The organism is Microcoleus sp. B6-A1 (assembly GCF_036705085.1).
Lineage (GTDB): Bacteria > Cyanobacteriota > Cyanobacteriia > Cyanobacteriales > Microcoleaceae > Microcoleus.
On the sequence record NZ_JAUBTU010000047.1, the window covers coordinates 1 to 26,694 of the forward strand.

Here is a 26,694-nt window from a genome sequence, read left to right on the forward strand (position 1 = left end):
CCGCCCGTCCTTTTTGGACGGGCGGGACGCCCATCCCACAAACTTGTGGAAGTTATTTAATTCTCATTCCTAAGTGCCAACTTAGCTGTAATATTAATACGAGCTGAAAATATATAGAGACACAGTATAGAATTTAAAAATGCCCCACAGCCTTGTTTTAAACCTGCTGCCAGTTGCACCAATTCCATCCCAGTTTTTAACGGGACGGCATCTCCACGCTTTATTTCTCAACCTTGTGAGTGCTGTAGACAGCGATTTGAGCGCGTACCTGCACGACCAATCTCATGAAAAAGCTTTCACTTTAAGCCCTTTTCAAGTAAGCAGAAAAGAGGCTTACAAAAGCAGCAAGCCCCAGCCACAAAAGAGAGTTTTGGCTTCGGATTCCCACACAATATCTCCGGCTGTACAGTGGGAACACAAGCAACCAATTCAGGAAAATACGCCGATTTGGTGGCGAATTTCTCTGCTGGATGACGGTTTGTTCGATCGCCTAACTCAACTTTGGCAGCAACTTAATTTCGCTCGCCCTTGGCATCTGGGCCCGACAAATATATACATTACTAATATTTTGAGCGAACCGCAATCCAACCAGCCGTGGGTAAACTTTTGTACTTACGCCGAATTGTTCGATAGAGCGTCGGAAACTGAGCGCCAAATTGCTTTTAGTTTTTGCACTCCTACTAATTTTAGGCAAGGTGTATACGATAGTGCTATGCCCACTCGTGAGAGTATTTTTGGCAGTTTAGCTAATCGCTGGAACAAGTACAGCCGGATGGCGATCGAACCTACTTTCACAGAAGCTATTTTCCCCAGTTTTTTCGATATCCGAACAGAAGTTAGTACAGATTCTCGCAGTAAATTTATTGGCTGCGTCGGGGATATTAGTTACCGAATTATGGGAGATATAGCTCCTGCTACTATCAAGCAAATTAACACTTTAGCAGATTTTGCGCTTTATAGCGGAGTCGGGCGAAAAACGCCGATGGGAATGGGAATGACGCGCCGGTTGCAGGTTTTTTAATTATTCACCTTTGGGCTGAATTTCACTGACTATTTCATAAATATTTGTGTCTGGTATTTTCGCAAACAAAGGCGCCATCTGCTTCAATATTTCCTGATAAGCTTCGCTTTGATTGGCTGCCATATCTTCTACGCTTTCCCAAAAAATGATGGCAATACCTTTGTCTGTATTGGGCAATTGCAGCAGGTATGCTCCCTTAAAACCTGTGGCATAAGTTGCCACGGCTTTTTCAAAAAGTTGTTCTGCAGCTTCAAATTTTCCTGGTTTAAATTCGCCAATGGCAACGTAGGCAAACTGATGTCGGAGAAAGTCGAGAAATTCTGACATATCTTTTTCCTCACTTAATAGCGATACACTAAGTTATATTTTACCCGATCGCCCGAAATTTGTGAATATCGCTGTTTATAAGTAGATCGACCTAAAAAAACCTCACAGCGATCGATCTTTCGATTATTCTGCTCTATCCAACCAAACCATTAAATCGGATAAACTAGAAAATCCGACTACCTCCTCCACCAAACTCTCTAATTGCTCAACCGATAATTCCCCAATCCGCGAAACTACATCGGGATTTACGGCTCCTACACGTCGTTCCAGCAGACGCAGAATTAATACTCTTTGACCTGCTTGAATCCCTTCTTGACGGCCTGCTTGAATCCCTTCTTGCATCGCTTGAATCCTAGCTGGCTCCAAAGCTCGCTCCAAAGCTGGCTCCAAAGCTTGCTCCAAAGCTCGCTCCAGACCTTCTTCTACGCCCCTAGTAATTATTCCCCGCTGTTCTTCGATCGCCATTTCCTGGGCTTCCATATCCTCGAACTCTTTCAAGCTTAAGTTAGCCTCATTGGCAATTTGAAAAGCTTTTTCTAGTTCTGGAACTGTTTCCATTGTGGCTGGTATTGTTTCTAGATCGGGAGTATTTTTCAGAAAATAAATCCATTTATCTGTCAAAGTTGTGAGTTCATCTAACTGTTTTTTAAATTTCGGCAATTCCACAAAAAACATTTCAACTTGGAGATGGGGATAATCAAATAGTTTATCTTTTTCCTTGAACACAAAATGAGAAATAACATCAGGTTGTTCTTTAAACATTTCAAAATCAGTAATCGTCAAAGCAATTACTGGTTGCAATCTAGGATAACCTTCTCTAATTTTGAGTTGGTTGGCATAGGTTTTGGCTAGGTTGTAGATGACTCGTTTTTCAAAAGCGGCTACATTCAAAACTTGCATTTCAATAATTACCGTCTTGTTGCCGGTAATTCGAGCTTTGACATCCAAATAACTATCTTTGAGTCCGCTAACGGTAGCAGCCGAGTAAGGGTCAATAATTTGCAAGTCTTGGATGATTGGCTCACCGGCGTAAATTAGAGCATTTAAGAAGCTGATGAGGATGTCTTGGCTGTCGGTGGAACCAAAGATTTTTTTGAAGGCAAAGTCTGTTTTAGGGCTGATAAATTTCATGATATTTTTCTTAATCGGTTTTATTGATTTATGAAAGATTTTGATGAAGCGCGATCGCTTCGGGGCTGCGAAAACTGGGTAGCTGCAATAGCCCACTTGAATTTAGGAAAATACGGGTGATATAAATTTAACATACAAGTAAAAATAAAACCAACATAAAAGTAACAAAAATGACCAAAATATTAGTAATTGAAGACAATAACTTAATTCGAGAAACCGTATTAGAACTTCTGCAATCGCGCGGTTTTGAAGCTGTGGGTGCTGAAAATGGAAAAGTCGGTATCGAGTTAGCAGCCGAAATTCCCGATTTAATTTTGTCAGATGTCATGATGCCAGAGCTAAACGGTTTTGAAGTATTCGCAGCCGTGCGATCGCACCCTGCAACCGCCAGCATTCCGTTTATTTTTATGACAGCCTCCGAAATGGAAAAAGCCCTGGAACTCAAAGCAGACGGCTATCTCCAGAAACCTTGCAGTGTCACAGAAATCCTCGGGGCGATCGCCACTCAACTAGAAAAACCGACAGTTAGCAACCCACAACATCAAAAAGTACAGGACAATTCTGCACCATCAAATCTCAGCTTGCGCGCCAGCCATCAAAAATCTCGGTTTGAGATTGCCTCGGTTTGCTCGCAATAACACGCACAGTAACGTTATGGATACATAAGTTGAGGGAATTTCAAACTGGTTCCCCCCAGGGGTGGCTTAGACTGGGTATGTTGAATTTGGTTAAATATTTATGAACGCACAACCCAAAGGCCGCCTTGTTTGGAACCACTCTACCCACCTTCCCGGTTTGATACCAATTTTAGAGCGCCTCACCCTAAAAATGGGCATTCAAACAGTCACTCCCGGCGTCATCAACAAAGTTAAAGGACACATCCCCCGCATGACATTAAGAGTGTCAGTACCCATCCGCGGGGGATTTAAAATCATCGCCAGACAGGGCAAAACCGTACAAGAAGTCTTTATATTAACCACTCTCACTCAAGGGGACTTGGAAGAGACGATCGCCCAAACCCTACCCAAGTGACAATTTTTCCTTAGCAAGCAAAGCCCGAGCCCTAACAGAAGTAGTTTCATCGCTTTGGGTGATTTCCTCAAGTCGGGCCGAAACTTCCGCTAACCAATCCGGTTTAACAGTCGCAGCACCCGCCAAAGCTTGCAAACCCCCCGCTGCTGCGTAGCGCACCACCCATTCTGGATCTCGGGACGCTTGCAGTAGCGTTTTCACAGCGCGAAGTTGAGCATCTGCAATTTGTTCTGCCGGCATCAGTTCCCAGCAAATCGTCCCCAAACCCCTAGCGGCTGCCCGCCGCACGCTCAAAGCAAAGTCATTCGCCGCCGCATCCAGCAAAATCTCCAAACCCCTGGGGTCGCCAATTCCCGCCAAAGCCCGAACAGCCCAAGCTCTCGCCCCGTAATTGTAGCCGTCAAGCTGTTCTAGAAGCGGCAGCACCGCAGCTTCTCCGAGTTTAATCAGCCCATCAACGGCTGCAACAGCAGCGCCTGGGTTGTTGTAACCGAGCACTGTAATTAAGGTAGGAATTGCTTGTTTTGAGGGAGCCGCGGCCAGTGCTTTGACCGCCTTTAACAAGCCCTCGGAAGAATCTGCTTTTTCGACAGCCTGAATTAGTTCTAATGCCATTTATTTGTAAGCTTTACCGTGACTATTGTAATTGTAGGTTGGGTCGTAAATTTTTGACCCCACCCCAACCCTCCCCTTATCAAGGGGAGGGAGTAAGAAATTTACAAATGATTTAGGATGGCTATTATATTATAATGAAGCTCCAGCACCACATCCTTACCTCTAAATAAATTCCCTACATACTCAGCTTTAAACCCACCCATAAACCCCATGACCCAGGTAACATACCAAATTGGTGGAAGTCTCGCCAGTGATGCGCCTACATACGTAGTTCGGCAAGCAGATTCCGAACTTTATGAAGCCTTAAAAGCTGGCGAATTTTGTTACGTTCTTAACTCCCGGCAAATGGGCAAATCTTCTCTTTTAGTCCGTACCCTGCACCGACTGCAAGCAGAAGGTTTTCAGTGCAGCACGATCGACATGACTCGCATCGGTAGCGAAAATATCACTCCTTTACAGTGGTATAAAGGCATGATTGGGGAACTGTGGCGCGGCTTCAATCTTTTAGGGCAAGTTAACCTAAAAACCTGGTGGCGTGATGAAGAAGATGTATCATTTCTGCAAAGATTGAGTCATTTTATTGAAGATATTTTGTTAGCCAAGTTTCCTGAAGAAAAAAATTTTATATTTATTGATGAAATTGACAGTGTTCTCAGTCTAGAGTTTCCTGTCGATGATTTTTTTGCCCTAATTCGCTTTTGCTATAATCAACGCTCAATTAATCCAGCATATAATCGTATTACTTTTGCAATATTTGGAGTAGCAACCCCTAGCGATTTAATTGTTGATAAAAAACGAACGCCTTTTAATATTGGTCGCGCCATAAATTTACGAGGTTTTGAACTCGAAGAAGCCCAGCCATTAGCGGCGGGATTGGCAAGTGTAGTCAATAATTCTCAAGCTATTCTCACACAGATATTGGCTTGGACTTCTGGGCAGCCATTTCTTACGCAAAAACTGTGCTATTTAGCCTACATAGCAACTCAAACTACACCGCAAAAAGTAGTAACAATTCCCGCCGGAACAGAAGAGTTTTGGGTAGCTCGTTTAGTGCGAGAAAATATCATCAATAAATGGGAATCTCAGGATGAGCCGGAACATTTAAAAACCATAAAGGAGCGGATTATTCGCAACGAACAACGCGCGGGCCGATTACTCGGCATCTACCAGCAAATTTTACAATCTAACCCCCCCTTAACCAGCGGTTCTCTTTCATTGTGGGACTTTGAAGAGGATGATAGGGGCATTACCCCCGTGCCTGACCCAAATCTTTATAGGGCAACTACAGGGGAATTGCCCCTACTAGGAAATGAAAGATTTTTACCTTTGAGCAAAAGAGCGGGAAGGGTATCAACTGATGACTCACCAGAACAAATTGAACTATTATTATCGGGATTAGTTGTCAAAACTAATGGTTATTTACAGGTGAGAAACAGGGTTTATGCTGAAGTTTTTAATCTGGAATGGGTAGAGAAGCAATTAGGGCAACTGCGCCCCTACTCGCAAACCTTCGATGCTTGGGTTGCTTCACAACAAACAGATTTTTCCCGACTTTTGCGGGGACAAGCTTTAAAAGATGGTCAAATCTGGGCGCAGGAAAAAAGCTTGAGTAACCTAGACTATCAGTTCTTAGCTGCTAGTGCCGAACTAGATAGGCGAGAAGTTCAACAAGCTTTAGAAGCAGAACGCACCAAAGAAGTGGAAGCGCGACTGGCCGAGGAACAAATGCGATTAATTCAAGAAAAAAAAGCAGTTAAACGACAGAGGGCCTTACTATTTTCTGTGAGTATGGCACTGCTGCTTGCCTGTGCTTTAGGAGTAACAAGTTATTTTCAGTATCGCCGAGCAGTTATTAGTGAGCGCGAAGCTCGGATGAGTGAAATTGAAGCGCTGGTTTCTTCCTCGGAGGGGCTGTTTGCCTCTAATCGCCGATTGGATGCACTAATAGCAGCAATTAAAGCTAAGCGGCGACTACAAAACTTAGGCAAGACAGATAAAAATATTGAAGAGCGAGTGATCAATGTATTGCGTCAAGCGGTTTATGAAGGGGATGAATACAACCGTTTATCGGGACATAAAGCGGCTGCTATTGGAATTGATATTAGTCGGGACAGTAAGTTTATTGCCTCAACAAGTGTGGATAAAACTATTAAACTGTGGCGGCGGGACGGAACGGAAATAGCAACACTCAAAGGTCATCAGGCGATCGTTCGGTCTGTCAAATTTAGCCCGGACGGTCAGTTTATTGCTTCTGGAAGTGATGATGGAACTGTAAAACTTTGGAAACTGGATAGGGCAGGCACGGGGGCACTGCCCCTACGAACTTTTCAGGGTCATACTGCTGGTATCTGGACAGTGGCGTTTAGTCCCGACGGTCAAACAATTGCTTCTGCCAGCATGGACAAAACGGTGAAACTCTGGAACAAAGACGGGGCCGGCACGGGGGCACTGCCCCTACGAACTCTCCAGGGTCATACTGCTGGGGTACCCTCAGTGGCTTTCAGTCCAGACGGTCAGACTATTGTTACGGCAAGTGGAGACAAAACGGTGAAACTCTGGAACAAAGACGGGGCCGGCACGGGGGCACTGCCCCTACGAACTTTCCGGGGTCATACTTCTGTGTTATCTGCAGCGGCGTTTAGTCCAGACGGTCAGATTGTGGCTTCAGGAAGTGGAGACAAAACGGTGAAACTCTGGACAGTTAATGGGCCAGGCACGGGGGCGCTGCCCCTACGAACGCTTGAAGGTCATTCTGCTGTAGTATCGGGAGTTGTTTTCAGTCCCGATGGTCAGACTCTTGCTTCTGCAAGTCGGGATCAAACTGTAAAACTCTGGAATCTTGACGGAACAGAACGGACGACATTGAGAGGTCACACTGCTGCGATTTGGGGGATAGCTTGGAGCCCGGATGGCAGTTTTATTGCTTCGGCGGGTGCAGAAAATACGGTGAGGCTGTGGCAGAGTCAAAACCCATTGCGAACGATGATTACTGCACATAAAGCGGGGATTTGGGCGATCGCACTGAGTTCGGATAGTTCTACAATTGCTACAGGCAGCGAGGATGGCACGACTAAGCTTTGGAGTCGGCAAGGCAAATTGTTGAGGACTTTCACTGTAGAAAACGCTGCGATTTATGCTGTTGCCATGAGTGGCGATGGCAAGTTAATTGCTTCTGGCCGAAATGATAATAAGGTGAATATCTGGACTCGAAACGGAAAAGCGATCGCAACTTTGGTAGGTCATAACGCTACAGTTATGGGGTTGGCTTTCAGTCCTGACGGTCAAATTCTTGCTTCTGGAAGTCAAGATAATACTATCAAGCTTTGGCGGCCAGATGGTACTTTATTGCATACTATGACAGGACATCATGCTCCTATTTGGCAGGTGGTATTTAGCCCTGACGGTCAGCTAATTGCTTCGGCAGGAGGGGATGGTACTGTTAAGTTGTGGAAGCTTGATGGTACTTTAGTGAGAACTTTTCAAGGTCATACTGCTGCTGTGTGGAGGGTGGCATTTAGCCCTGACGGTAAATTTCTGGCTTCTGGCAGCGGGGACAATACGATTAAGCTTTGGACTGTGGATGGTAAGTTACTGAGAACTCTGGAAGGTCATCTTGCCGCGGTATGGGGGGTGGCGTTTAGCCCGGATGGTAATATTATTGCTTCTGGTAGTGTAGACAATACGCTGAAGTTTTGGAAGCTTGACGGTACCCAATTAACGACCATCAGAGGTAACTCTGCGGCGATTCGGGGGGTAGCGTATAGTGGGGATGGGTCATTTGTGGCTTCTGTGAGTGAGGATAATACGCTGATTTTGTGGGATGTGGATCGAGTTTTGAAAGTGGATTTGTTGGCTGATGGTTGCGATCGCGTGCGCGATTATTTGCGGACAAATGCTGAGGTGAAGGAGGAAGATAGACATTTGTGCGATCGTATTGGAAGGGAATAGTATCAAGTCCGCTTTATTATAGCAATCCTTGCAGGAGTCGTAATTTTTTTACCCCACCCCAACCCTCCCCTGACCAAGGGGAGGGAGTAAGAAATTCACAAATGATGCGAGGATTGCTATAATAATTACAGAGTAATGAAATCGTTAGCAGTGAGAATACCGGGGGTAATATTGTTAAGCTTCGCCAACAATTGATTGGTATCCGTCACAGTAATCAAAGTCTGATTGTTGCTGGAACTAATACTGAGTTGATTAAAACTCAAATCAGAATTCAACCCAATTAAATCCTCTCCCCTGCGGAAATCATTAATGATGTCGCTACCCACACTTTGATTGAGGAAAAACACATCATTTCCCGAACCTCCCGTCAATGTATCGTCCCCAACATCCCCGGAAAGGAAATCGTCCCCAGCACCACCGCTGAGAATATCATTACCTTTGCCGCCGTACAGGGTATCGTTACCGATGTCGCCACAGAGCACATCGTTGTCATTGCCACCGAAGAGTAAGTCGTTGCCCTCACCGCCATCGAGACTGTCGTTTTCTTTGCCTCCGTACAGGGTATCGTTACCGATGTCGCCAAAAATCAGGTCTGCACCTTCATTGCCAAAGGCAATATCGGTGCCATTTCCAGCATTAATTGTGTCATTTCCTAAGTTGCCTAAAATGTAGTCGTCCCCATCTTCACCCAGCAAGATATCGTCATCTTTACCGCCGAAAATGCTGTCGTTGCCAAGGCCGCCGGCAACAGTATCATTGCCGATATCTCCCCTCAAAAAGTCGTCGCCCTCACCACCAACCACAGTGTCAGGATCTTTGCCAGCGTAGATGGTATCGTTGCCAGCGTCGCCAGAGATGAAATCGCTGCCTTCATTACCGAAGATTGAGTCGTTATCTGCAGCGCCGTCAATGTTGTCATTGCCGGCCATGCCGTAGAGAGTATCGTTGCCGGCTTGTCCGTTAATTGAGTCGTTGATGCCGCCACCCATGATGAAATCGGTAGTGTCGCCGCCGTTGATAGTTTGTTGGACGGGGTTGGGGGTGATGGTGGCCGGATCTAGTTGGGGGGCGTTGAGGCTATCGAGTAGGCAATCATCTAAGGCCGGAGTGGGCGTGGGCGTGGGTGTGGGTTCGGGTGTGGGCGTGGGTGTGGGTTCGGGTGTGGGCGTGGGAGTTGGTTCGGGTGTGGGCGTGGGAGTTGGTTCGGGTGTGGGCGTGGGAGTTGGTTCGGGTGTGGGAGTCGGAGTCGGAGTGGGCGTCGGAGTTGGAGTCGGTGTCGGAGTTGGAGTCGGCGTGACTGTAGGGTTAAGTTCATAAGCGCCAATATCAACGATCGCACTTCCGTTATTATCACCATCTTGAGGGCGACTGACACCGCGCTGATCAGCCGCCGGCGCGCCCGCACCAGTACCAGTATCAATTGCCGGACTTCCTGTTAGCAGCGGCAGCACGAAAGCCCCGTTAATATTTTCCAAAGGGCCGAGTAAGGGGTCTGCGATCGTCACATTTGCCGTAACATTACTATCATTAGGATCTCCGGTCGTCAGTTTAGCGGGAAATTGAATATTGTTTCCCCCATCGATGAGCTCCCGTCCCGTGTGCTGCCTAGTTTTAAAAGAGTTACTTGCCGTATTCCTATCAAAAATCGAATTCTTGACAGTAATTGGCGATTTCACAGGATCGTTAAAAGTAGCAATACCTCCCGAAAATTCAGCGGTATTCTTAGCAAAAGTCGAATTGACGATGTTAGTCGAAAAGGAATCTCTGTTAGCGACAAGCATTCCTCCGCCCTGCTTAGCAGCGCTGTTGCCGGAAAATGTACTGTTGACAATGCTGATATTTCCATTCCCTCCTGACCACAAACCGCCCCCATTATCTTCAGCTTGGTTATTAGCAAAAGTGGAGTTTGTTACCGTAAGATCCACATTTCCGTGACGAATTGCGCCTCCCGAACCTCCAACTCCTGCTAGATCCTTAACAGCTTTATTGTTAATAAAAGTGCTATTTTCCAAAACTATCTTATCTTGAAGATAGCCAAATAAAAACCCTGCTCCTCCTTCTCTCGCTCCGATATTGCCATCAAAAATGCTGTTGCGGATGGCAATATTTCCGGCCACCGGGCCGGGGGTTGCATTCGGGCCGGAAGCATTAGCGCCATCGACGTAAACTGCCCCGCCAACGCCTTTATCTGTCACGTTGCCGATGAATTTAGAGTTTTCGATCGTCATGCTGCCCAACAGGTTATTAACAGCTCCGCCGTAGCTGCCTTTGTTGTTGGTAAATTCGCTATCTCTGATAGTCAGAACACCGCCGCTTTTAGTGGCGATCGCGCCGCCACCGCGTTCGGTATTGTCCGCTCGCGAACCGTCATTGCCGCTAAACTTGCTGTTAATTACAGTCGTCGTGCTGCGGAAACCCGTGTAAATGCCGCCACCAAAACCGGCAACATTATTATTGACTTGGCAATTTTCTAAAGTTAAAGTGCTGCTACTTCCTGTTTGAATGCCACCACCGGCGCTAGTTGCCTCACTATTGGGATCGGTTCCAGAAACTTTGCCGTTGGCAACAATCAGGTTTTTTAGAGTAACATTTGTTGCACCTTCTGTGCGGATTACCCGCGAAGCATTGTTGCCACTGATGGTTAAATTTGCTGCACCAACTGCATCAATTGTCAAGTTTTTGTTGATGACAAGTTGACCGTTCGAGAGAGTAATTGTTTGGCCCGCAAGAGTCGAGGCAAATTGAATGGTATCGCCGGCTGCTGCGGAGGCGATCGCATCTCTCAATGAACCCGGCCCGCTATCATTATTGTTGGTAACGGTAATAGTCGCTAAAGTCCCTTGATAATCCGCCATTGCCTCTGGAGTCAAGGCTAGCGGTGCTTCAATATCACCCTTGGCAAACTCCAAATTCCAGTTACCGCCGCGGCCAGTGCGATCGCTAGATGCCGCAATATCAGCCCCGGTTAACTCGCCCAGGCGATCGACAAAATTGCTTCCCGAACCCGCAGCAAGATCACAACCGTAAAGCACAATATCTGCTTTGTCGCTTAGCGCATTTCGCCACCCTTGCAACTGGCTTTCATATTGCGGCAAATTATCCGAATTCAGCGTGGCAGAACCTAGCTGCAAGCTGCCAGAATTGCCGTGAGAAAAAATGTGAACTTGCTCTACAGTTTCCCCCGCAGCAGAAATTGTTTGCAGTTTCGCAGTAATTTGCTCTACTCCGTTACCATTTTTATCTAAAATGATGATCTCTGCACCGGGAAGCACGCCACCCGCAAGAGTTTGATAGTCATCTAAGTCGGAATCAATGAAGACAATAGATTTAGAACCAACATTGCGGAGAACAGATTGTGAATCCATGTTGGTGGCAAAAGTTGAACTCATTTCGCATACCCATGAGAATGTTTACTATTTGCTGGTAGATTCACCTTGAAAGCAGAAGGCTAGAGATGCAGAAGGCAGTAGGCAGGATTAAAACCTCGGTGATCCATCGGGGAAATTCAAATTTAAGAAAAAACTTGAATTTTATGCCTAAGTGAAATCCGAGACTTGTCTCCCTAATCAGCTTAAGCTGTGTAGAAATTGCGATTTCTTTAGCAATTAATTGCAGAAGATGTAATGTAAATAGTCTGCCACGGGGAACCTCTCTCTGTAGATTTACCCTGCACATCTTTAGCCCGACAAGTAGTACCTCAAACCATTGATAAGCATGGGATACGTAAAACTACAAAAAGATTTTATACTTGCCAAATTTCCGACAATTTCTCTAGCTATTACCTGATACGTTCACCTTAGCGAAAACCAGGAAAATTGCCTAACAATTTGATTGTTTTAACTTTTTTACCTGCAGGAAAAAAGTTCCCAAAAATCGGAAATTTTGTTGTTGAGAAAGCTTGCTTTATTCGGGCGCTACTTATGGCTAGCCAGCTCAGGAGTGCAATAGACGGATGTGCCTCATTCTAGGTGTGGGCGATCGGCAATAAACAAGATTTATTACCGATCGCTGTTGAAAAGAATCAGATCGATCGCTCCTCTTCGTTGGCGTAGGCCCCGTAGGGACGGGCGACGCTAACGTCATCCCCAACTTTCAGGAGTTTGAGAGCTTTAGAGCTTTCTTCAGCACTTCTAAGCGGGCTGGCTGCTTATGGCGCACCCTACCCCCGGCAGTTAGATTGTTACCTGAGTGAAATCGCTAGCAGTGAGAATACCGGGGGTAATATTGTTAAGCTTCGCCAACAATTGATTGGTATCCGTCACAGTAATCAAAGTCTGATTGTTGCTGGAAGTAATACTGAGTTGATTAAAACTCAAACCAGAATTCAACCCAATTAAATCCTCTCCCTTGCGGAAATCATTAATGATGTCGCTACCCACACTTTGATTGAGGAAAAACACATCATTTCCCGAACCTCCCGTCAATGTATCGTCCCCAACATCCCCGGAAAGGAAATCGTCCCCAGCACCACCGCTGAGAATATCATTACCTTTGCCGCCGTACAGGGTATCGTTACCGATGTCGCCACAGAGCACATCGTTGTCATTGCCACCGAAGAGTAAGTCGTTGCCCTCACCGCCATCGAGACTGTCGTTTTCTTTGCCTCCGTACAGGGTATCGTTACCGATGTCGCCAAAAATCAGGTCTGCACCTTCATTGCCAAAGGCAATATCGTTGCCATTTCCAGCATTAATTGTGTCATTTCCTAAGTTGCCTAAAATGTAGTCGTCCCCATCTTCACCCAGCAAGATATCGTCATCTTTACCGCCGAAAATGCTGTCGTTGCCAAGGCCGCCGGCAACAGTATCATTGCCGATATCTCCCCTCAAAAAGTCGTCGCCCTCACCACCAACCACAGTGTCAGGATCTTTGCCAGCGTAGATGGTATCGTTGCCAGCGCCGCCAGAGATGAAATCGCTGCCTCCATTGCCGAAGATTGAGTCGTTATCTGCGCCGCCGTCAATGTTGTCATTGCCGCCCATGCCGTAGAGTGTATCGTTGCCGGTAAGTCCGTTAATTGAGTCGTTGATGACACCGCCCATCATGAAATCGATACCTTCGCCGCCGTTGATAGTTTGTTGGACGGGGTTGGGGGTGATGGTGGCAGGATCTAGTTGGGGGGGGTTGAGGTCATCGAGCGGGGAACCATCCGAAGCCGGAGTTGGAGTTGGCGCCGGAGTCGGAGTCGGCGGCGGAGTCGGTGTGGGAGTAGGAGTTGGCGCGGGCGTCGGAGTCGGCGCCGGAGTCGGTGTGGGAGTAGGAGTGGGTTCGGGTGTGGGAGTTGGCGCCGGAGTCGGTGTGGGAGTAGGAGTGGGTTCGGGTGTGGGTGTCGGAGTCTCAGTTGGAATCGGCGCGGGCGTCGGAGTTGGCGCCGGAGTCGGTGTGGGAGTAGGAGTTGGCGCGGGCGTCGGAGTTGGCGCCGGAGTCGGTGTGGGAGTAGGAGTCGGCGCGGGCGTCGGAGTTGGCACCGGGACGACACTACCTCCCAATTCAAAAGAGCCGCTGTCTACGATCGCACCTGGAATGCTGTCGCCATCTTGAGGGCGAGCCACGCCGCGCTGATCCGTAGCGGGTGCGCCGGTGGCAATCCCTTTATCAATTGCCGGACTTCCTGTCAGCAGGGGCCTGACTAAAGCGCCGTTGATGTTTTGCAAAGGGCCGAGTAAGGGGTCTGCGATCGTCACACTTGTCGTTACCTTGGTATCGGTGCTAATCACCGGCCACTGAAAATTCCCTCCTTGATCGCTATATTGGGCGGTGACGTGTTGCTGAATGCCCCAAGGGTTTCCTCCGTTAGCCGCTGTATTGTTGGAAAGAATCGTGTTTTTGAGGGTGACATTATTGGCAGCGGCGAAGATACCTCCACCAACCCAGCCGGCAGAATTATCGGCGATCGTCGTGTTGAGAATGGTTGTGGGTGCACCAAGAGTCATTGCACCGCCGAGTTTGTTGAAATTACCAGCAGCAAACGCCGTGGAGTTGCCAGAAAACGTACTGTTAGTAATCGTAGTAGGGGCATTTCGCATCCACAGGCCGCCACCTTGATTATTGGCTTTGTTGCCAGCAAAGGTGGTGTTGGCAATGGTCAATCCCTTGTTGGTGCTGTCGCTCAAAATCGTTACCGCACCACCATTTCCAGGATTTCCACCATTGGGGCTGCCTGTGAGCGCCATAACTTCGTTATTTTGGAAGGTGGTGTTTTCCAAAATTACATTGTCCTGGCTACCGGTGAACAGATAAGCTGCTCCGCCTTCGCCTCGCCCTTTGTTGTCTTGAAATACACTTTTGGTGATCTTGATTGTGCCGGAAGCTTCGCTCGGATTGCTGGCTCTGTCTGTGTAAATAGCGCCACCGTTACCCCTTAAACCAGGATTAACTTTGCCTGTGGCGTAAGAGGCGGAGGTGGTGTCGTTGCCGATGAATCGCGAGTTGTCAATGGTTAACTTACCTTGAAGGCTGTTAATCGCCCCGCCGTTAATTCCTTTGTTGTTGGTGAAGTCGCTGTTGGTGACTGTAAAAGTTTTGGAACTCAAAAAGCCGATCGCACCTGCACCGCGTTCATCGTTAGCGGAGGTGGCTACGTTGCCAGTGAATTTACTGTTGGTAACAGTCAGGGTATTGTTGAAATTACCAAAAATTGCGCCACCGCCTTTATCGGCGACGTTGTTGTTGAACTGAACGTTTTCTACTGTGAGGTTTACTTCGTCGGTTGTGCCGATCGCGCCACCTCGATCGGTAGTTTTGCCGTTAGTAATAATGAGGTTTTTGACCACAAAATTGGTAGCAGTCGCAACGTTGGCGTTGACAAAAAAGGCGCGGGATGCGTTGTTGCCACTGATGGTTAAACCGGGTGCGGCGGCGCCGTCAATCGTGATGTTTTTGCCAACGGGAATATCGAGTTGACCGCTGGTGAGGGTAATGGTTTGGCTGGCTAAACCTGGAGCGAAGTTAATGATATCGCCGGCAACAGCGCTGGCGATCGCAGCCCTTAATGAACCCGGCCCGCTATCGCTATTGTTGGCTACTACGATCGTAGCTAAATCACCTTGGTAACTTGCCATAGCCTCTGGCTGCAAGGCTAAGGGAGATTCAATTTGACCCTTAGCAAATTCTAAATTCCAGTCGCCGCTACGGCCGGTTATGTTGGTGGATGCCGCAACGTCAGCCCCGGTTAATTGACTGAATCGATCGAGGAAATTAGCACCTGTACCGCCTGCTACATCGCAGCCGTACACCATGAAGTCTGCTTGTGGGGCTAGTGAAGTTTGCCACTTTTCCAACTGGCTTTTGTATTGCTCTATGTTATCTGAACCCAGAGAGGTATTGCCTAATTGTAAGCTGCCTGAACTGCCGTGAGAAATAATGTGAACCGAGTCTATCGCCCCATTAGTAGAGGCGTATTTTTCCATCTCGGACGTGATTTGTGCGATGCCGTTTTTGGTGCTATCGAGTATTACTACCTGCTGTCCCGGCAGCACTCCCGCTGCAATTGACTCGTAATCTTTAACGCCGGAGTCAATGAAGACTAAGCAGCGAGGTGGCATTTTTTCAAAAGCAGATTGTGAGTTAAGTTGAGCGAATGTAGAACTCATATTGGAGACTCCATTAAGGGCATTATTAGTAGATACACCCCGGAGTTATCTCATCAGGCTTATTCCATTATATCTTAACACCCAATTGGGAAATGGGGTCATTTTAAAAACTTTTTTAGTGATTTATTTTGCTCGGCATTTGCCTTTCGCCTCTTGAGTCAAATGGAAATTTGAGCCTCTATCTATGGGAATAGATTGCAATATTAATCGGGAATCTTGAAATAAACTAGGTTCTATTATCCAATTTTTTTTGACCTTATTTTGCTAATAGTAGGCTGAGTTGAGGGATGCGGAAATAGTGGAGGTAATTCACCCCCGAATAACTCCTCTTATATTTAGTAGTTTTTATTTGAGTGTGAGATTTTACGTAGAGGCACAATGCACTAGAGTTTCCCTAGCTGTATTTCATCCAAGGGAAAACTGAATTATGTAGATATTGAAGAATTCTATATGGTTTGAAGTTGCTAGGTTTGCGGTACACCCAAATACTGATTACCAGGATGTTTGGTCGCATTTACTAACAGTCAAAACGGTATGATATTAAGTGGAACCCATCGCGGGAAATCAATTGACTTATGGGGGGCTACCGACACTGTGAGGACTACCCACCTCACTACAAACGTGATTCAAATTATTCAGCGGGAGTTGATATGATTGCTGATTTAGTCAGATCGAAATCGTTGATTGCGATCGCGCCTGCCTCCCTAATTACAATTGTATTCGGGTTCAGTCGCCCTCGGTACGTTCCATACTCTGCATTAAATCACTCTCCTTAATTAGCAAACAGTCGATCGCGCCCACCGCCGTTGCTGAGTGTATCACTATCTCGATCGGCATAACACCCACCAAGTCCGCTGTTTTGAGTCAGGGAACTGTGCGATTTTGGCAATTGACTTTTGTATGGTTCCAGGTAATCTGAACTGAGGATAACAAAGCCTAATTGCAGTTGGTTTGAGTGGCCGTCAGAAGTCGAGCCAACTTTGTCAATCTCTCTAAGGATAGAGGTCGATTTTTGAAGTGCCGAGGTAATTTTCTCGATGCAGTCAGATGCCCCAGTCAAAATTCTGGAAACAAAATATCCACCTTGACTGATGCTGGAGTCCTTGAATACAAAGCTTTTGGATGGGGAATTTGCGTATTCCAAGGCGGGAGTCGTTTCCCTTAAAGAAGTCAACATATTCCGTCCTCCAAAAGTGTGTTTAGCGGTAGATACAGCCTTGGAGTCAGAGCTTCTGAAACTGCCAGCGACCTTGTTTATTTCGCTCATTCTTATTTCACCTATCTATCAGTTTGCCCTATTTCTGCAGCACTGCCATCCGCGATCGCACGGAATTTATATTCTGCGTGTTTTCCCTTACTTCCGGCCAACTCGCAATTACCGATCGATCCGGTATCCTGTCCGTGATCCCACTTTTACAAAAGAATCCCACCGTAAGCCCGTGCTTCAAACCTCGATAGTCTTCAGTCATTCCCCCACCTAAAATCTAAAATCTAAAAGGGTATGACACTTAGTAGATTGGCCTCGCAACTGCACCGCTCAAGATTCTGTAGAAGATGGCGGTTTTTTCCCTGCATTGCGAATATTAATAATCTTGTTGAGCGCCTCAAACCAAAAACCAGCCCCCATAGAAATAGCTACACCGCTCAATATCCAACCAAACAATTTTTCCATCAAAGCCGGCCACAATAAATTCCCCTGTTTATCTCGTTTTAACCTATTCTGTTCGCTCCATCCCAAAGGCAGAGGTACATTATTATCCAAAGCTCGATCGACATCCTGTTGAACTTTTGTCAGACTGGTTAAATTATTTGATTTAGTCTTAGCATTATTTACCACCAACTGCTCAGCGTACAAATTAACAGTCGATCGCAACATCGAATCCTTCGACAACCGATTAATAATATGAATGGTATCAGCATTAGCAGCGACAGCGATCGCAGTTCCGAGCAAAATCGCAACCCCTCTAGCATTACGCTTGTAAACACCAGAAGCACGCTCCATCGATTGGTCAAACCAAATTTCAATTTCTTTCTGAAACCGCTGCAACTGCTCTTGAGTATCTCCGCCGCCTTTTTCAGCGCGCTGCGCTAAAATATAAAGGCTGCGTTTCAAAGATTCTGGCATACTGTCCAAGGTTTCTTGAATTTGTTGATAAATCGGACTCTCCTCTTTGAGTTCCATAATTTCGGCTGCCGACTCTTGACTTTTTTTAACAGTATTTAACAGATTGCTGAAACTAGGTTGTAGTTGCCCTAGCAGCGCCACCCGCTCATTTCTGCTGTCAAAACGAGCCTTCACAAATGCCATCTGCCTCTGAAATTCTCTCCCTCCCAGCTCGGTTTCTGGTAGATAAACCTGAGAATCCTTAATATAAAATCCTAGCTTTTCAGACATCCGATTTAAGCTGTTGCTCAAACTTGCTAAATTGTTTTGATAATCTTCAACCACTCGATTGAACTCCGCAGTCAGCCACCTAAATTCTTGCTCAATAATCGGTTTAGTAGCATCCGGCAAACTCAGATTTTGTCCAATCTGTTGAATTTGTGCTAATTGTAAGTCTTTAAATCTTTCCAATCGGGTTTTAGAGATAGAGCTGAGCAAACTAGAAACCTTTAAAGTCTCCAAAAGGCTAGCCGAAAAACACTCGGCTGGAATATAAGAAGGCCCACTGGATTTATTGCCGAAAACATTTTTAGTACCCGTAACTCCGTGGTACAAATCCCCCATGCGGTGCGTAACAGAGCGGAATCCCTCTGATAACAGCCCTTTCGCTCCCTGATTCAAATCCTTGATAATCGGATTGGCGTAAATCGAATGGGCTAACTGTCCGACTCGCTTAAATTGCAGGGGATCTTTCGCACCTTCGCTGCCTCCAGAAATCAGCACTTCTATCGACTTCTTTAAATGTTCCGCCCGCCACTGCCAAACAGTAGCAATCAGTTCCTGAATTTCCGAAGCTAGCAAGCTTAAAGTCAGGTAGATAAATACTAAGCCAATGATAATATCTATAATTACAGGCAAGTTCATGGTATTTTCCTAGTCGCAAATAACTGCTGTCTAAGTTTACCCTCAGTTTGGGACGCTCAAAACTCTCTTAACTTATGTCAGAAATCTTTCCATTCCTAAGCCGCAAACCGAAAAATCGCTGGAATGACAGCTTTACAGACAAAGTGTGGATGCTGGCTTTTCTGTTGGCGGCAGTGCTGATTTTCGGGCTGAATCTGGGCGGCGTGGCTTTGCGGGATTGGGATGAAGGCATTGCAGCGCAGGTAAGTCGCGAAATTTGGCGCGGCAACTTAAATTGGCTGTATCCGACGATCGACTCTATGCCTTATTTGAACAAACCGCCGCTGGTACACTGGCTAATAGGGCTGTGTTTTGCCGTCGGCGGTGTCAGCGAATTGACGGCGAGGTTGGTACCGGCGATGCTGACAGCCACTTCTGTGCCCTTGCTTTACGCCATTGGCAGGGAGTTGTTTCCTCCGCGTTCGAGATCCATTTTTTCTGCCCTCGTCTATCTGACGCTGTTACCGGTGGTGCGGCATGGACGTTTGGCGATGTTGGATGGGGCGGTTTTGTGTTTTTTGCTGGCGGCGATGTGGTGTTTGCTACGATCGCGCCGGGATTTGCGCTACGCTTTGGGCGCGGGGATTGGGTTCGGACTCATTTGCCTGACTAAGGGCGTGATGTTGGGGCTGCTGTTGGCTGCTGTTGGCTGTATTTTTTTGGTTTGGGATACCCCGCGACTCCTCACTTCTGGGTATCTTTGGGGCGGATTGGCGATCGGAACTTTACCAGTAGCTGCTTGGTATTTTGCCCAATGGCTGCACTACGGCCAATATTTCATCCACACTAATTTAATTAACGAATCTTTCCGGCGCATTTCGGAACCTGTAAGCAGTCACAAAGGCCCGCCTTGGTATTATCTTTTAGAAATTTTAAAATTAGCTTGGCCGTGGCAGTTATTTTGGCTACAAGGGCTGCGTTTGAGTTGGGAAAATCGCAGTTTTGCCGGGCCAAAATTAGTATTGGTTTGGACTGGAGTATATCTGCTGGCTATTTCTGTGATGACTACTAAATTGCCGTGGTATGTTTTGCCAATTTATCCAGCTTTTGCTCTTGCTGTTGGCAGTTATCTGGCTGAAGTTTGGGAGCAACTGTGGCTGCCGCCAGAGCCCGTCAAAGAGGAAGCAGAAGAACGTTTTGATGCTATTTCTTTGTTGCCTCATCCCGCGATTTTGGCAATGCTGGGTGTAGTTGCTGTCGTCGGTTGCGTGTACTTCAGTGGCTGGGTACGGATCGGGGGACAAATTGCGCCTCCAGAGCGAGATTTGCAGTTAATGCTGATGTTTGTAGCTTTGACAATGACAATGGCGGCCGTGTTGCTGCACCGCAAAGACCGACAGTTTATATTAGTTTTAATTTGGGGAACTTACCTGACGCTGTTGGTATTGGTGGCTTCTGATAACTGGGTTTGGGAACTGGCGGAGGATTATCCTGTTAAGCCGATCGCCGAAATTGTCCGCACAGGAACTCCGGCCGGTCAACAGGTGTTTACTTCTCACCGCTTGGGCCGTCCATCGCTGAATTTTTACAGTCAACGCCAAGTTATTGTCGCCGACGCGCCGACGCTCAAAAAGAAATGGCAAACTCTCCCTCAACCTTATTTTCTGTTAGAAAAACCTGTTTTAAAACATTTAGGTTTGCAGAATGCTGAGATTGTCAAAACAGCCGAGGATTGGGTTTTGGTAACTAAAAAGTAAGTTAGGGACATCCAATCAGCGTCTGTATGGGACGGTGGTGCATAGCCCAGCTCCTCTACCGCTCAAGATTGTCCAGGTTTCAGTGATCGATAACAGCATTTTGATCTCAGCTTGGACGGAAACTGATCCTCGTACTAGAAAGAAACCCTGGTGGGTCTAAGGATGAAGTGATATGGAACCGATTCGTATTTTTTATTTTTCCGATGTTCTCTGCGTTTGGGCTTATATTGCTCAGATTCGTTTGGATGAGTTGAAAACAACCTTTGAAGACAAGATTGCGATCACAAAGCACTTTGTCCCCGTCTTTGGTGTTACTCGTGAAAAACTGGAAAACCGATGGCGTGATCGCGGTGGTTTGCAAGGATACAGCGATCATGTCCAGGAGGTTGCGAAAAAGTTCGATCACATCAGCGTTCATCCTGATATTTGGACTAACGTTACACCATTTTCATCGACCTCCTGTCATTTGTTTCTCCATGCGATTCAACTACTAGAAACGAAGGATTTAGTAGAGCGAAATCAACAGGTATTTGAAAAAGCAACCTGGGCATTTCGGGAGGCGTTTTTTACCAAACTGGCAGATGTTTCTGACCGCAAGGTACAATTTGGAATTGCGGAGGAGTTAAGACTGCCGATCACTGCTATCGAAGCTCAGATCGATAGTGGTGAGGCTTATGCCAAGCTATCCCAGGATTTTGAATTAGTCAAAGAGCATACGGTTACAGTCAGCCCCACCCCATTGGTGACAAGTTAAGACTTAATTGCATTTGTCAATCAGTAATATTACTCAAAAAGACTGCTTTTTTAGGAGTGGAAAATTTACGATTTGAGAGGGAGTAGGTATAAATATCATGGGAGGCATGATTCCTCGATCGCCCAAATCTCAGTTTTATGCCCAAAATCCGAGTAAATGTTGAGCATAATTGCTGATTGACAATGCTTTCTTAGCTTAACTTGTTACCAATGGCCCCACCCTGATTTTTAATGAAGGACGGCAGAGACTCAACGGCAATGTAGGCTATCGGGTGATCGAAGCCAATATTCGGGAGTTACTGCACAATCCTCCGGGAGAACAATCATGGTGTTAGGAATCTTGCATTAATGGAAAGATGCGATCGCAATCAAAATGCACCCATGAAAAGTGAACGACTAAGGATTTATATAGCAGGCAAAACAATGAGATCGAAGCTATACGGTTTGGTTGTGTGTTTAACAGCTTTGAGCCTATTCACAGGCTGCTCTCTCAATTTGGGTGGGCTTAGAGGCTCTGGAATAGTTAAGACCGAATCTAGAGAAGTAGGTCGATTCTCATCCATTTCTAGTAAATCCGTAGGTAAAGTTACGATACAGCAGACAGGAAAAGAGTCCCTAACGATCACCGCTGACGACAACATTCTGCCGTTGCTAGAAAGTCGTGTAACTGACAATGTTCTGTATCTCACTATCACGAAAGATACCAATATGAATCCCACCAAGCCCATTGAATTCGTTGTGGAGGTAAAGAGCCTAGAGAGCTTGAATATAGATGGTGTCGGTAGTGTTGAGGTAAAGGATATCCAAGGTAAACAGTTGTCGATTTCCCTTGATGGGGTGGGTAGCATGACAATCGCCGGAAGTGTCGATGTGCTGGAACTCAATTTTTCCGGGGTTGGAAGTTTCCAAGGTGAGAATTTCAAGACTAAGCAGGCTACGGTTCGCAATAGCGGCGTGGGCAGTGCTGTGGTTAATGTCAGTCAGCAGTTAGATGCAACTGTATCCGGCGTGGGTTCAATAGAGTATATTGGCTCTCCTCAAGTTCGGGAATCTGGGCGGGGCGTGGGGTCAGTTAAGAAAAGGTAGCGATCGCTTGGATTCAGTAGAGAGAGAATTGAATTAGAGAATACAAAAAAGGAGTTATGCCATGAATGCGATCGAGATTGAAATTTTGGGTTCAGGCTGCAAAAAATGCCAACAGCTAGAGGCAAATGCCAAACAAGCTGTAACTAATCTCAATTTAAATGCTGAAATTCTGCACATTACCGACCCCATCGAAATCGCTAAACGAGGTGTGATGTCTACTCCCGCCATGACAATCAATGGCAAAGTCGTCAGCAAAGGTCAAGTGCTCAGTCCAGAACAAATTCAGCCCTTATTGCAGCGTTAAAGAGGCAAAGTTATGTTCGATCCATTTTATCCTTTTGATTGGTTGGCAACCCAGATTGTCACCCAACTCTTCGGCTTGTCGATGTCATCGCATTTAGGATCGAGTCTGCATTTCTTTCTTTACGATGTGCCAAAAGTCTTAACATTACTAATTGTAATTAGCTTTATTGTTGGGACATTTCAGAGCTTTTTAGAACCAGAGCGTGTTCGCTCTTTGCTAGAAGGAAAGCGCACTTTTGCGGGAAATATCTTGGCGGCAATGGTAGGAATCGTCACACCATTCTGTTCTTGCTCTGCGGTTCCTTTGTTCATCGGATTCTTAGAAGCAGGTGTGCCTTTAGGTGTGACCTTTTCTTATCTGATGGCAGCGCCAATGGTAAATGAAGTTGCTGTTATCCTGCTGTGGGGATTGTTTGGACTAAAGGTGACGCTGATCTATATCGGTTTTGGTGTCGGTTTGGCGATCGCCTCTGGATATATCATCGGATTACTAAAATTAGAAAAATGGGTGGAACCCTTTGTTTGGCAACTGCAAAAATCTCATCAAGAAATACCTCTAGGTGATGAGGACAATCCAGAAGCAGTGATGCTAACTTGGGGGCAAAGATTTGAGCAAGGATGGTTCCAGTCGAGCTCCATTGTGCGATCGGTGTGGCTCTATGTCGTGGGTGGTATTGCGATCGGGGCGGGGATTCATGGTTATGTGCCGACTGATTTTATCACCCAATATGCAGGCGCAAATAATCCTTTTGCAGTGCCGATCGCGGTAATGTTGGGCGTGCCACTCTATGCGAACATTGCGGGTGTGATGCCGATTACCGAAGCTTTAGTCAATAAAGGAATGCCAATGGGTACAGTTTTAGCCTTCACAATGGCAGTAACAGCACTATCTCTGCCTGAAATGGTGATTCTCAAAAAAGTTTTGAAACCTCAACTTTTAGCCGTGTTTATTGGGCTAATGACCGTTGGTATTATCAGCATTGGCTATATATTCAATGCTCTATTTTTGTAAAAAAAACGGTTTATAGGCCATAATAAGTCCTGAGTTTAATAAACGCACTTTGCGTGCCGAATAGCTAACCAGCTTCAGTTATCAAACAGGAGTAGATCGGGCATGGCATCATTACACCAACCATTATGGACATTATCAGTTGAAGAAGTCTATGAATCTCTAGGCACTACTGCCAATGGATTATCGGACAATGAAGCGCAAGAGCGATTAGAGAAATTTGGCGCAAATGAATTACCAGAACCCGTCCATCGTCCATTGTGGCTCAGATTTGCCGATCAATTAACCCATTTTATGGCTTTGTTGCTGTGGGTTGCAGGGATTTTGGCATTTATTTCCCGCACACCTGAACTGGGCTGGGCAGTCTGGGCAGTAATTTGGATTAATGCCATTTTTAGCTTTTGGCAAGAGTTTCAAGCTGAGAAAGCTTTATCTGCTTTAAAAAAAGTCTTACCGATGCAAGTAAAAGTGTATCGAGATGGAGAATTAAAGCAAATTCCAGCTAGAGAATTGGTACGCGGCGATGTGATGCAATTGGAAGAAGGCGATCGCATTTCCGCAGATGCCAGATTAATTTCAGCCGAAAGTTTATATCTCGATGTATCAGTAATGACAGGGGAATCTTTACCTGTGGCGCGAAGTCCTTACCCTGTACGTCTGCGGGAGGCCGTTCCGGTGCGTGCTGGAAAAACCATGCTGCGTCAAGGGGAACAGCCCTTGCAAGAAAAGGTAAATCCATCAGAAATTGCTAACCTTGTATTAGCAGGTTCGACGGTAGCAGCAGGTCGAGCAGTGGCGGTGGTTTATGCGACGGGCGCACAGACTGAATTTGGACAGGTGGCGCATTTAACTACAGTAGTAAAACGCGAACCCAGTACCTTAGAAATTCAAGTTGCTCGGATTGTACGGATTATTACAGCGATCGCGCTGGGTATGGGTGCGACTGTATTCGCGCTTAGCTACTTGTTGATTGGCATGAATATTACCGAGAGCTTTATTTTTGCGATCGGGATTATCGTGGCAAATGTCCCTGAAGGTTTATTGCCAACAGTAACATTAGCTCTTGCCCTTGGTGTGAAACGGATGGCGCGGCGCAACGCTCTTGTAAGGCGGCTTTCGGCAGTGGAAACCCTCAGCGCGACTACAGTGATTTGCACAGACAAGACGGGTACTTTGACCAAAAATGAAATGACGGTGCGCTATCTCTGGCTACCGACAGAACCAAAGCAATCTGAACCCAATCGCGATACTCCTAATGATGTCTTAACTAACAGGCTAATTGAAATTACTGGGGCTGGTTACGATCCCACTAATGGCAAAGTTAATATTCCCTCTGATTCCGAAATTGCTTGGAAAGCTAAGGTTTTACTGATTGGTTCGGCACTTTGTTCTAATGCTCGATTGGTACATCTCAATGCGCCTAGTCGTTGGCAAGAAATTGGCGATCCGACAGAGGCGGCTTTGTTAGTAGCGGCGGCAAAAGCAGAATTGAATTTAGAAAATCTCCAAAAGCAGTTCCCACGCTTAAGAGAAATTCCCTTTGATTCTCGCCGCTTGATGATGACAGTGGTTTTGAATTGGCAAGCCTCAGAAATATGGTCAAGTGAATTTCCCCATCTGGCTTTTACCAAAGGCGCACCATTAGAAGTTCTGAAACATTGCCATTGGATTTTGCGCGATGGTAAATCGCAGGAATTAACCCACGATTATTGGGATGAAGTTGTCAAAGCCAATGATGATTTAGCCAGACAAGGATTTCGAGTGTTAGGTCTGGCGGCGCGTCAAGGTGGAGAGGAATTGATCGCTCTAAAAGCTCAGGATTTAGAGCAAGATTTGATTTTTATCGGGCTAGTTGCGATGTTCGATCCGCCGCGTGAGGAAGTACCAAAGGCGATCGTCCAATGTCATCAAGCGGGAATCAAAGTAATAATGGTAACGGGTGATTATGGATTGACGGCTGAAGCGATCGCGCGTCAAATTGGTTTAGTTAGCGACAAAGTGCGTGTAGTCACGGGTGAAGGCATGGGACATCTCTCTGACGCGCAACTCAAGCAAGTGGTGAAATATCGCTTTGGTTTAGTGTTTGCCCGGATGTCACCTGAACACAAATTGCGATTAGTGCAAGCTTACAAAGACATCGGCGAAATTGTGGCAGTTACAGGTGATGGGGTGAATGATGCCCCCGCCTTACGCGCCGCCAATATCGGCATTGCGATGGGACAAAATGGTACGGATGTGGCGCGAGAAGCGGCAGATATTGTACTTACTGATGATAACTTTGCAACGATTGTGGTAGCGATCGAGCAAGGAAGGGCGATTTATCAAAATATCCGCAAGTTCATGACCTATATCCTCGCCTCGAATGTGCCAGAAGTCGTGCCATTTTTAGGCATGGTTGCCTTCAAAATTCCACCCGCGCTGACGATTTTGCAGATTCTTGCCGTAGATTTAGGCACGGATATGGTTCCAGCCCTAGCTTTGGGTGCAGAAATTCCCGAAGCTGGGATTATGGATCGTCCACCCCGTCCAAAGGAGGAGTTTTTACTCAACGTTCCTTTAATATTACGCGCCTATCTCTTTCTTGGTGCGATCGAAGCGATGCTCTCAATGTTGGGCTTTTTGATGGTTTGGTGGAGCTATGGCTATTCGTTGGCAGACTTGCAACAAGTCACTCCTGCAATCCTCTCCCATACTGCCGATCCTACGGTGACGGCAATCTATCGCCAAGCGACAACGATGACTTTAGCTGCGATCGTAGCTTGTCAAATAGGTAACTTATTCGCCTGTCGCTCTGATTGGGGTTCGGTATTCCGTCAGTCGTTATCAAATAATAGTTTGCTCTGGTTAGGAATAACTGTTGAATGTGTTGCCCTCTTCGCATTCATCGACTTTCCACCCTTCAGACAAGTATTTGGAACGGCTTCACTAGCCAATTGGCATTGGTTGATTTTGTTAGCCTGTCCGCCCATTTTGATTGGTGCAGAAGAACTTCGCAAGCTATTACTTCGTAAGCGGCGACTAAGCAAGGTTCAAAGAGCTGTTTAGAACCAGAGCTAATACCAAAACAATTAGGATAAAAATCCCAAAATTTTGACTCACTAATTGCAATACAT

General features: G+C 46.4%; 18 protein-coding genes. 10 read left to right on the forward strand and 8 right to left on the reverse strand.

All coding sequences use genetic code 11. The features are described 5' to 3' along the window. Positions 1-139: 139 nt before the first annotated feature. Positions 140-1,021: a CRISPR-associated endoribonuclease Cas6 gene (gene cas6 / locus QUB11_RS18140; protein ID WP_333207471.1), complete on the forward strand. Its 882-nt coding sequence runs from the start codon at positions 140-142 to the stop codon at positions 1,019-1,021. Here the strand turns inward: cas6 and QUB11_RS18145 are convergent, their stop codons facing one another. Together QUB11_RS18145 and QUB11_RS18150 are read right to left on the reverse strand one after the other, a co-directional pair. Further along, complete coding sequence (locus QUB11_RS18145; protein ID WP_333153332.1) at positions 1,022-1,348, reverse strand: antibiotic biosynthesis monooxygenase; 327 nt, start codon at positions 1,346-1,348, stop codon at positions 1,022-1,024. Positions 1,349-1,471: 123 nt separating this feature from the next. Further along, a complete protein-coding gene (locus QUB11_RS18150; protein WP_333391316.1) occupies positions 1,472-2,479 on the reverse strand; it encodes an Rpn family recombination-promoting nuclease/putative transposase in 1,008 nt (335 codons plus the stop codon). A 170-nt stretch (positions 2,480-2,649) separates the two neighbouring features. Here QUB11_RS18150 and QUB11_RS18155 point away from each other — a divergent pair, with 170 nt between their 5' ends. Then, entirely contained in the window at positions 2,650-3,117 is a 468-nt protein-coding gene (locus tag QUB11_RS18155) for a response regulator (protein WP_333391318.1), read from the forward strand. A gap of 100 nt (positions 3,118-3,217) precedes the next feature. Beyond that, positions 3,218-3,511 carry a DUF2103 domain-containing protein gene (locus QUB11_RS18160; protein WP_333055302.1) on the forward strand — a complete coding sequence of 98 codons (294 nt, stop codon included), beginning with the start codon at positions 3,218-3,220 and terminating at the stop codon, positions 3,509-3,511. Here QUB11_RS18160 and QUB11_RS18165 read toward each other — a convergent pair. Further along, positions 3,500-4,126, reverse strand: a complete 627-nt coding sequence (locus tag QUB11_RS18165) for a HEAT repeat domain-containing protein (RefSeq protein ID WP_333391320.1) — start codon at positions 4,124-4,126, stop codon at positions 3,500-3,502. The genes QUB11_RS18160 and QUB11_RS18165 overlap by 12 nt on opposite strands. Before the next feature lie 210 nt (positions 4,127-4,336). Between QUB11_RS18165 and QUB11_RS18170 the strand changes: the two genes are divergently transcribed. Continuing rightward, positions 4,337-8,074, forward strand: a complete 3,738-nt coding sequence (locus QUB11_RS18170; RefSeq protein ID WP_333203759.1) for a WD40 domain-containing protein — start codon at positions 4,337-4,339, stop codon at positions 8,072-8,074. Positions 8,075-8,199: 125 nt separating this feature from the next. Here the strand turns inward: QUB11_RS18170 and QUB11_RS18175 are convergent, their stop codons facing one another. From QUB11_RS18175 to QUB11_RS18195, 5 genes are all read right to left on the reverse strand, one after another. Further along, positions 8,200-11,463, reverse strand: a complete 3,264-nt coding sequence (locus QUB11_RS18175; protein ID WP_333203761.1) for a DUF4347 domain-containing protein — start codon at positions 11,461-11,463, stop codon at positions 8,200-8,202. A 783-nt stretch (positions 11,464-12,246) separates the two neighbouring features. Continuing rightward, positions 12,247-15,666, reverse strand: a complete 3,420-nt coding sequence (locus tag QUB11_RS18180; RefSeq protein ID WP_333203763.1) for a DUF4347 domain-containing protein — start codon at positions 15,664-15,666, stop codon at positions 12,247-12,249. 772 nt (positions 15,667-16,438) lie between these two features. Next, positions 16,439-16,843: a DUF4347 domain-containing protein gene (locus QUB11_RS18185; RefSeq protein WP_333203765.1), complete on the reverse strand. Its 405-nt coding sequence runs from the start codon at positions 16,841-16,843 to the stop codon at positions 16,439-16,441. A gap of 118 nt (positions 16,844-16,961) precedes the next feature. Further along, a complete protein-coding gene (locus tag QUB11_RS18190; protein WP_333203767.1) occupies positions 16,962-17,135 on the reverse strand; it encodes a hypothetical protein in 174 nt (57 codons plus the stop codon). A gap of 68 nt (positions 17,136-17,203) precedes the next feature. Then, positions 17,204-18,694, reverse strand: coding sequence for a hypothetical protein (locus tag QUB11_RS18195; RefSeq protein ID WP_333203769.1), 1,491 nt, complete (start codon positions 18,692-18,694; stop codon positions 17,204-17,206). Positions 18,695-18,768: 74 nt separating this feature from the next. Here QUB11_RS18195 and QUB11_RS18200 point away from each other — a divergent pair, with 74 nt between their 5' ends. From QUB11_RS18200 to QUB11_RS18225, 6 genes are all read left to right on the forward strand, one after another. Next, entirely contained in the window at positions 18,769-20,430 is a 1,662-nt protein-coding gene (locus QUB11_RS18200) for a glycosyltransferase family 39 protein (protein ID WP_333203770.1), read from the forward strand. 172 nt (positions 20,431-20,602) lie between these two features. Further along, positions 20,603-21,184: a DsbA family protein gene (locus QUB11_RS18205; protein ID WP_333203772.1), complete on the forward strand. Its 582-nt coding sequence runs from the start codon at positions 20,603-20,605 to the stop codon at positions 21,182-21,184. A gap of 422 nt (positions 21,185-21,606) precedes the next feature. Further along, complete coding sequence (locus QUB11_RS18210) at positions 21,607-22,269, forward strand: GIN domain-containing protein (RefSeq protein WP_333203774.1); 663 nt, start codon at positions 21,607-21,609, stop codon at positions 22,267-22,269. Between the two features lie 61 nt (positions 22,270-22,330). Beyond that, complete coding sequence (locus QUB11_RS18215; RefSeq protein WP_333203776.1) at positions 22,331-22,573, forward strand: thioredoxin family protein; 243 nt, start codon at positions 22,331-22,333, stop codon at positions 22,571-22,573. Between the two features lie 12 nt (positions 22,574-22,585). Continuing rightward, positions 22,586-23,584 carry a permease gene (locus QUB11_RS18220; RefSeq protein ID WP_333203778.1) on the forward strand — a complete coding sequence of 333 codons (999 nt, stop codon included), beginning with the start codon at positions 22,586-22,588 and terminating at the stop codon, positions 23,582-23,584. A 102-nt stretch (positions 23,585-23,686) separates the two neighbouring features. Beyond that, entirely contained in the window at positions 23,687-26,626 is a 2,940-nt protein-coding gene (locus QUB11_RS18225; protein ID WP_333203780.1) for a cation-transporting P-type ATPase, read from the forward strand. Positions 26,627-26,694: the final 68 nt, after the last annotated feature.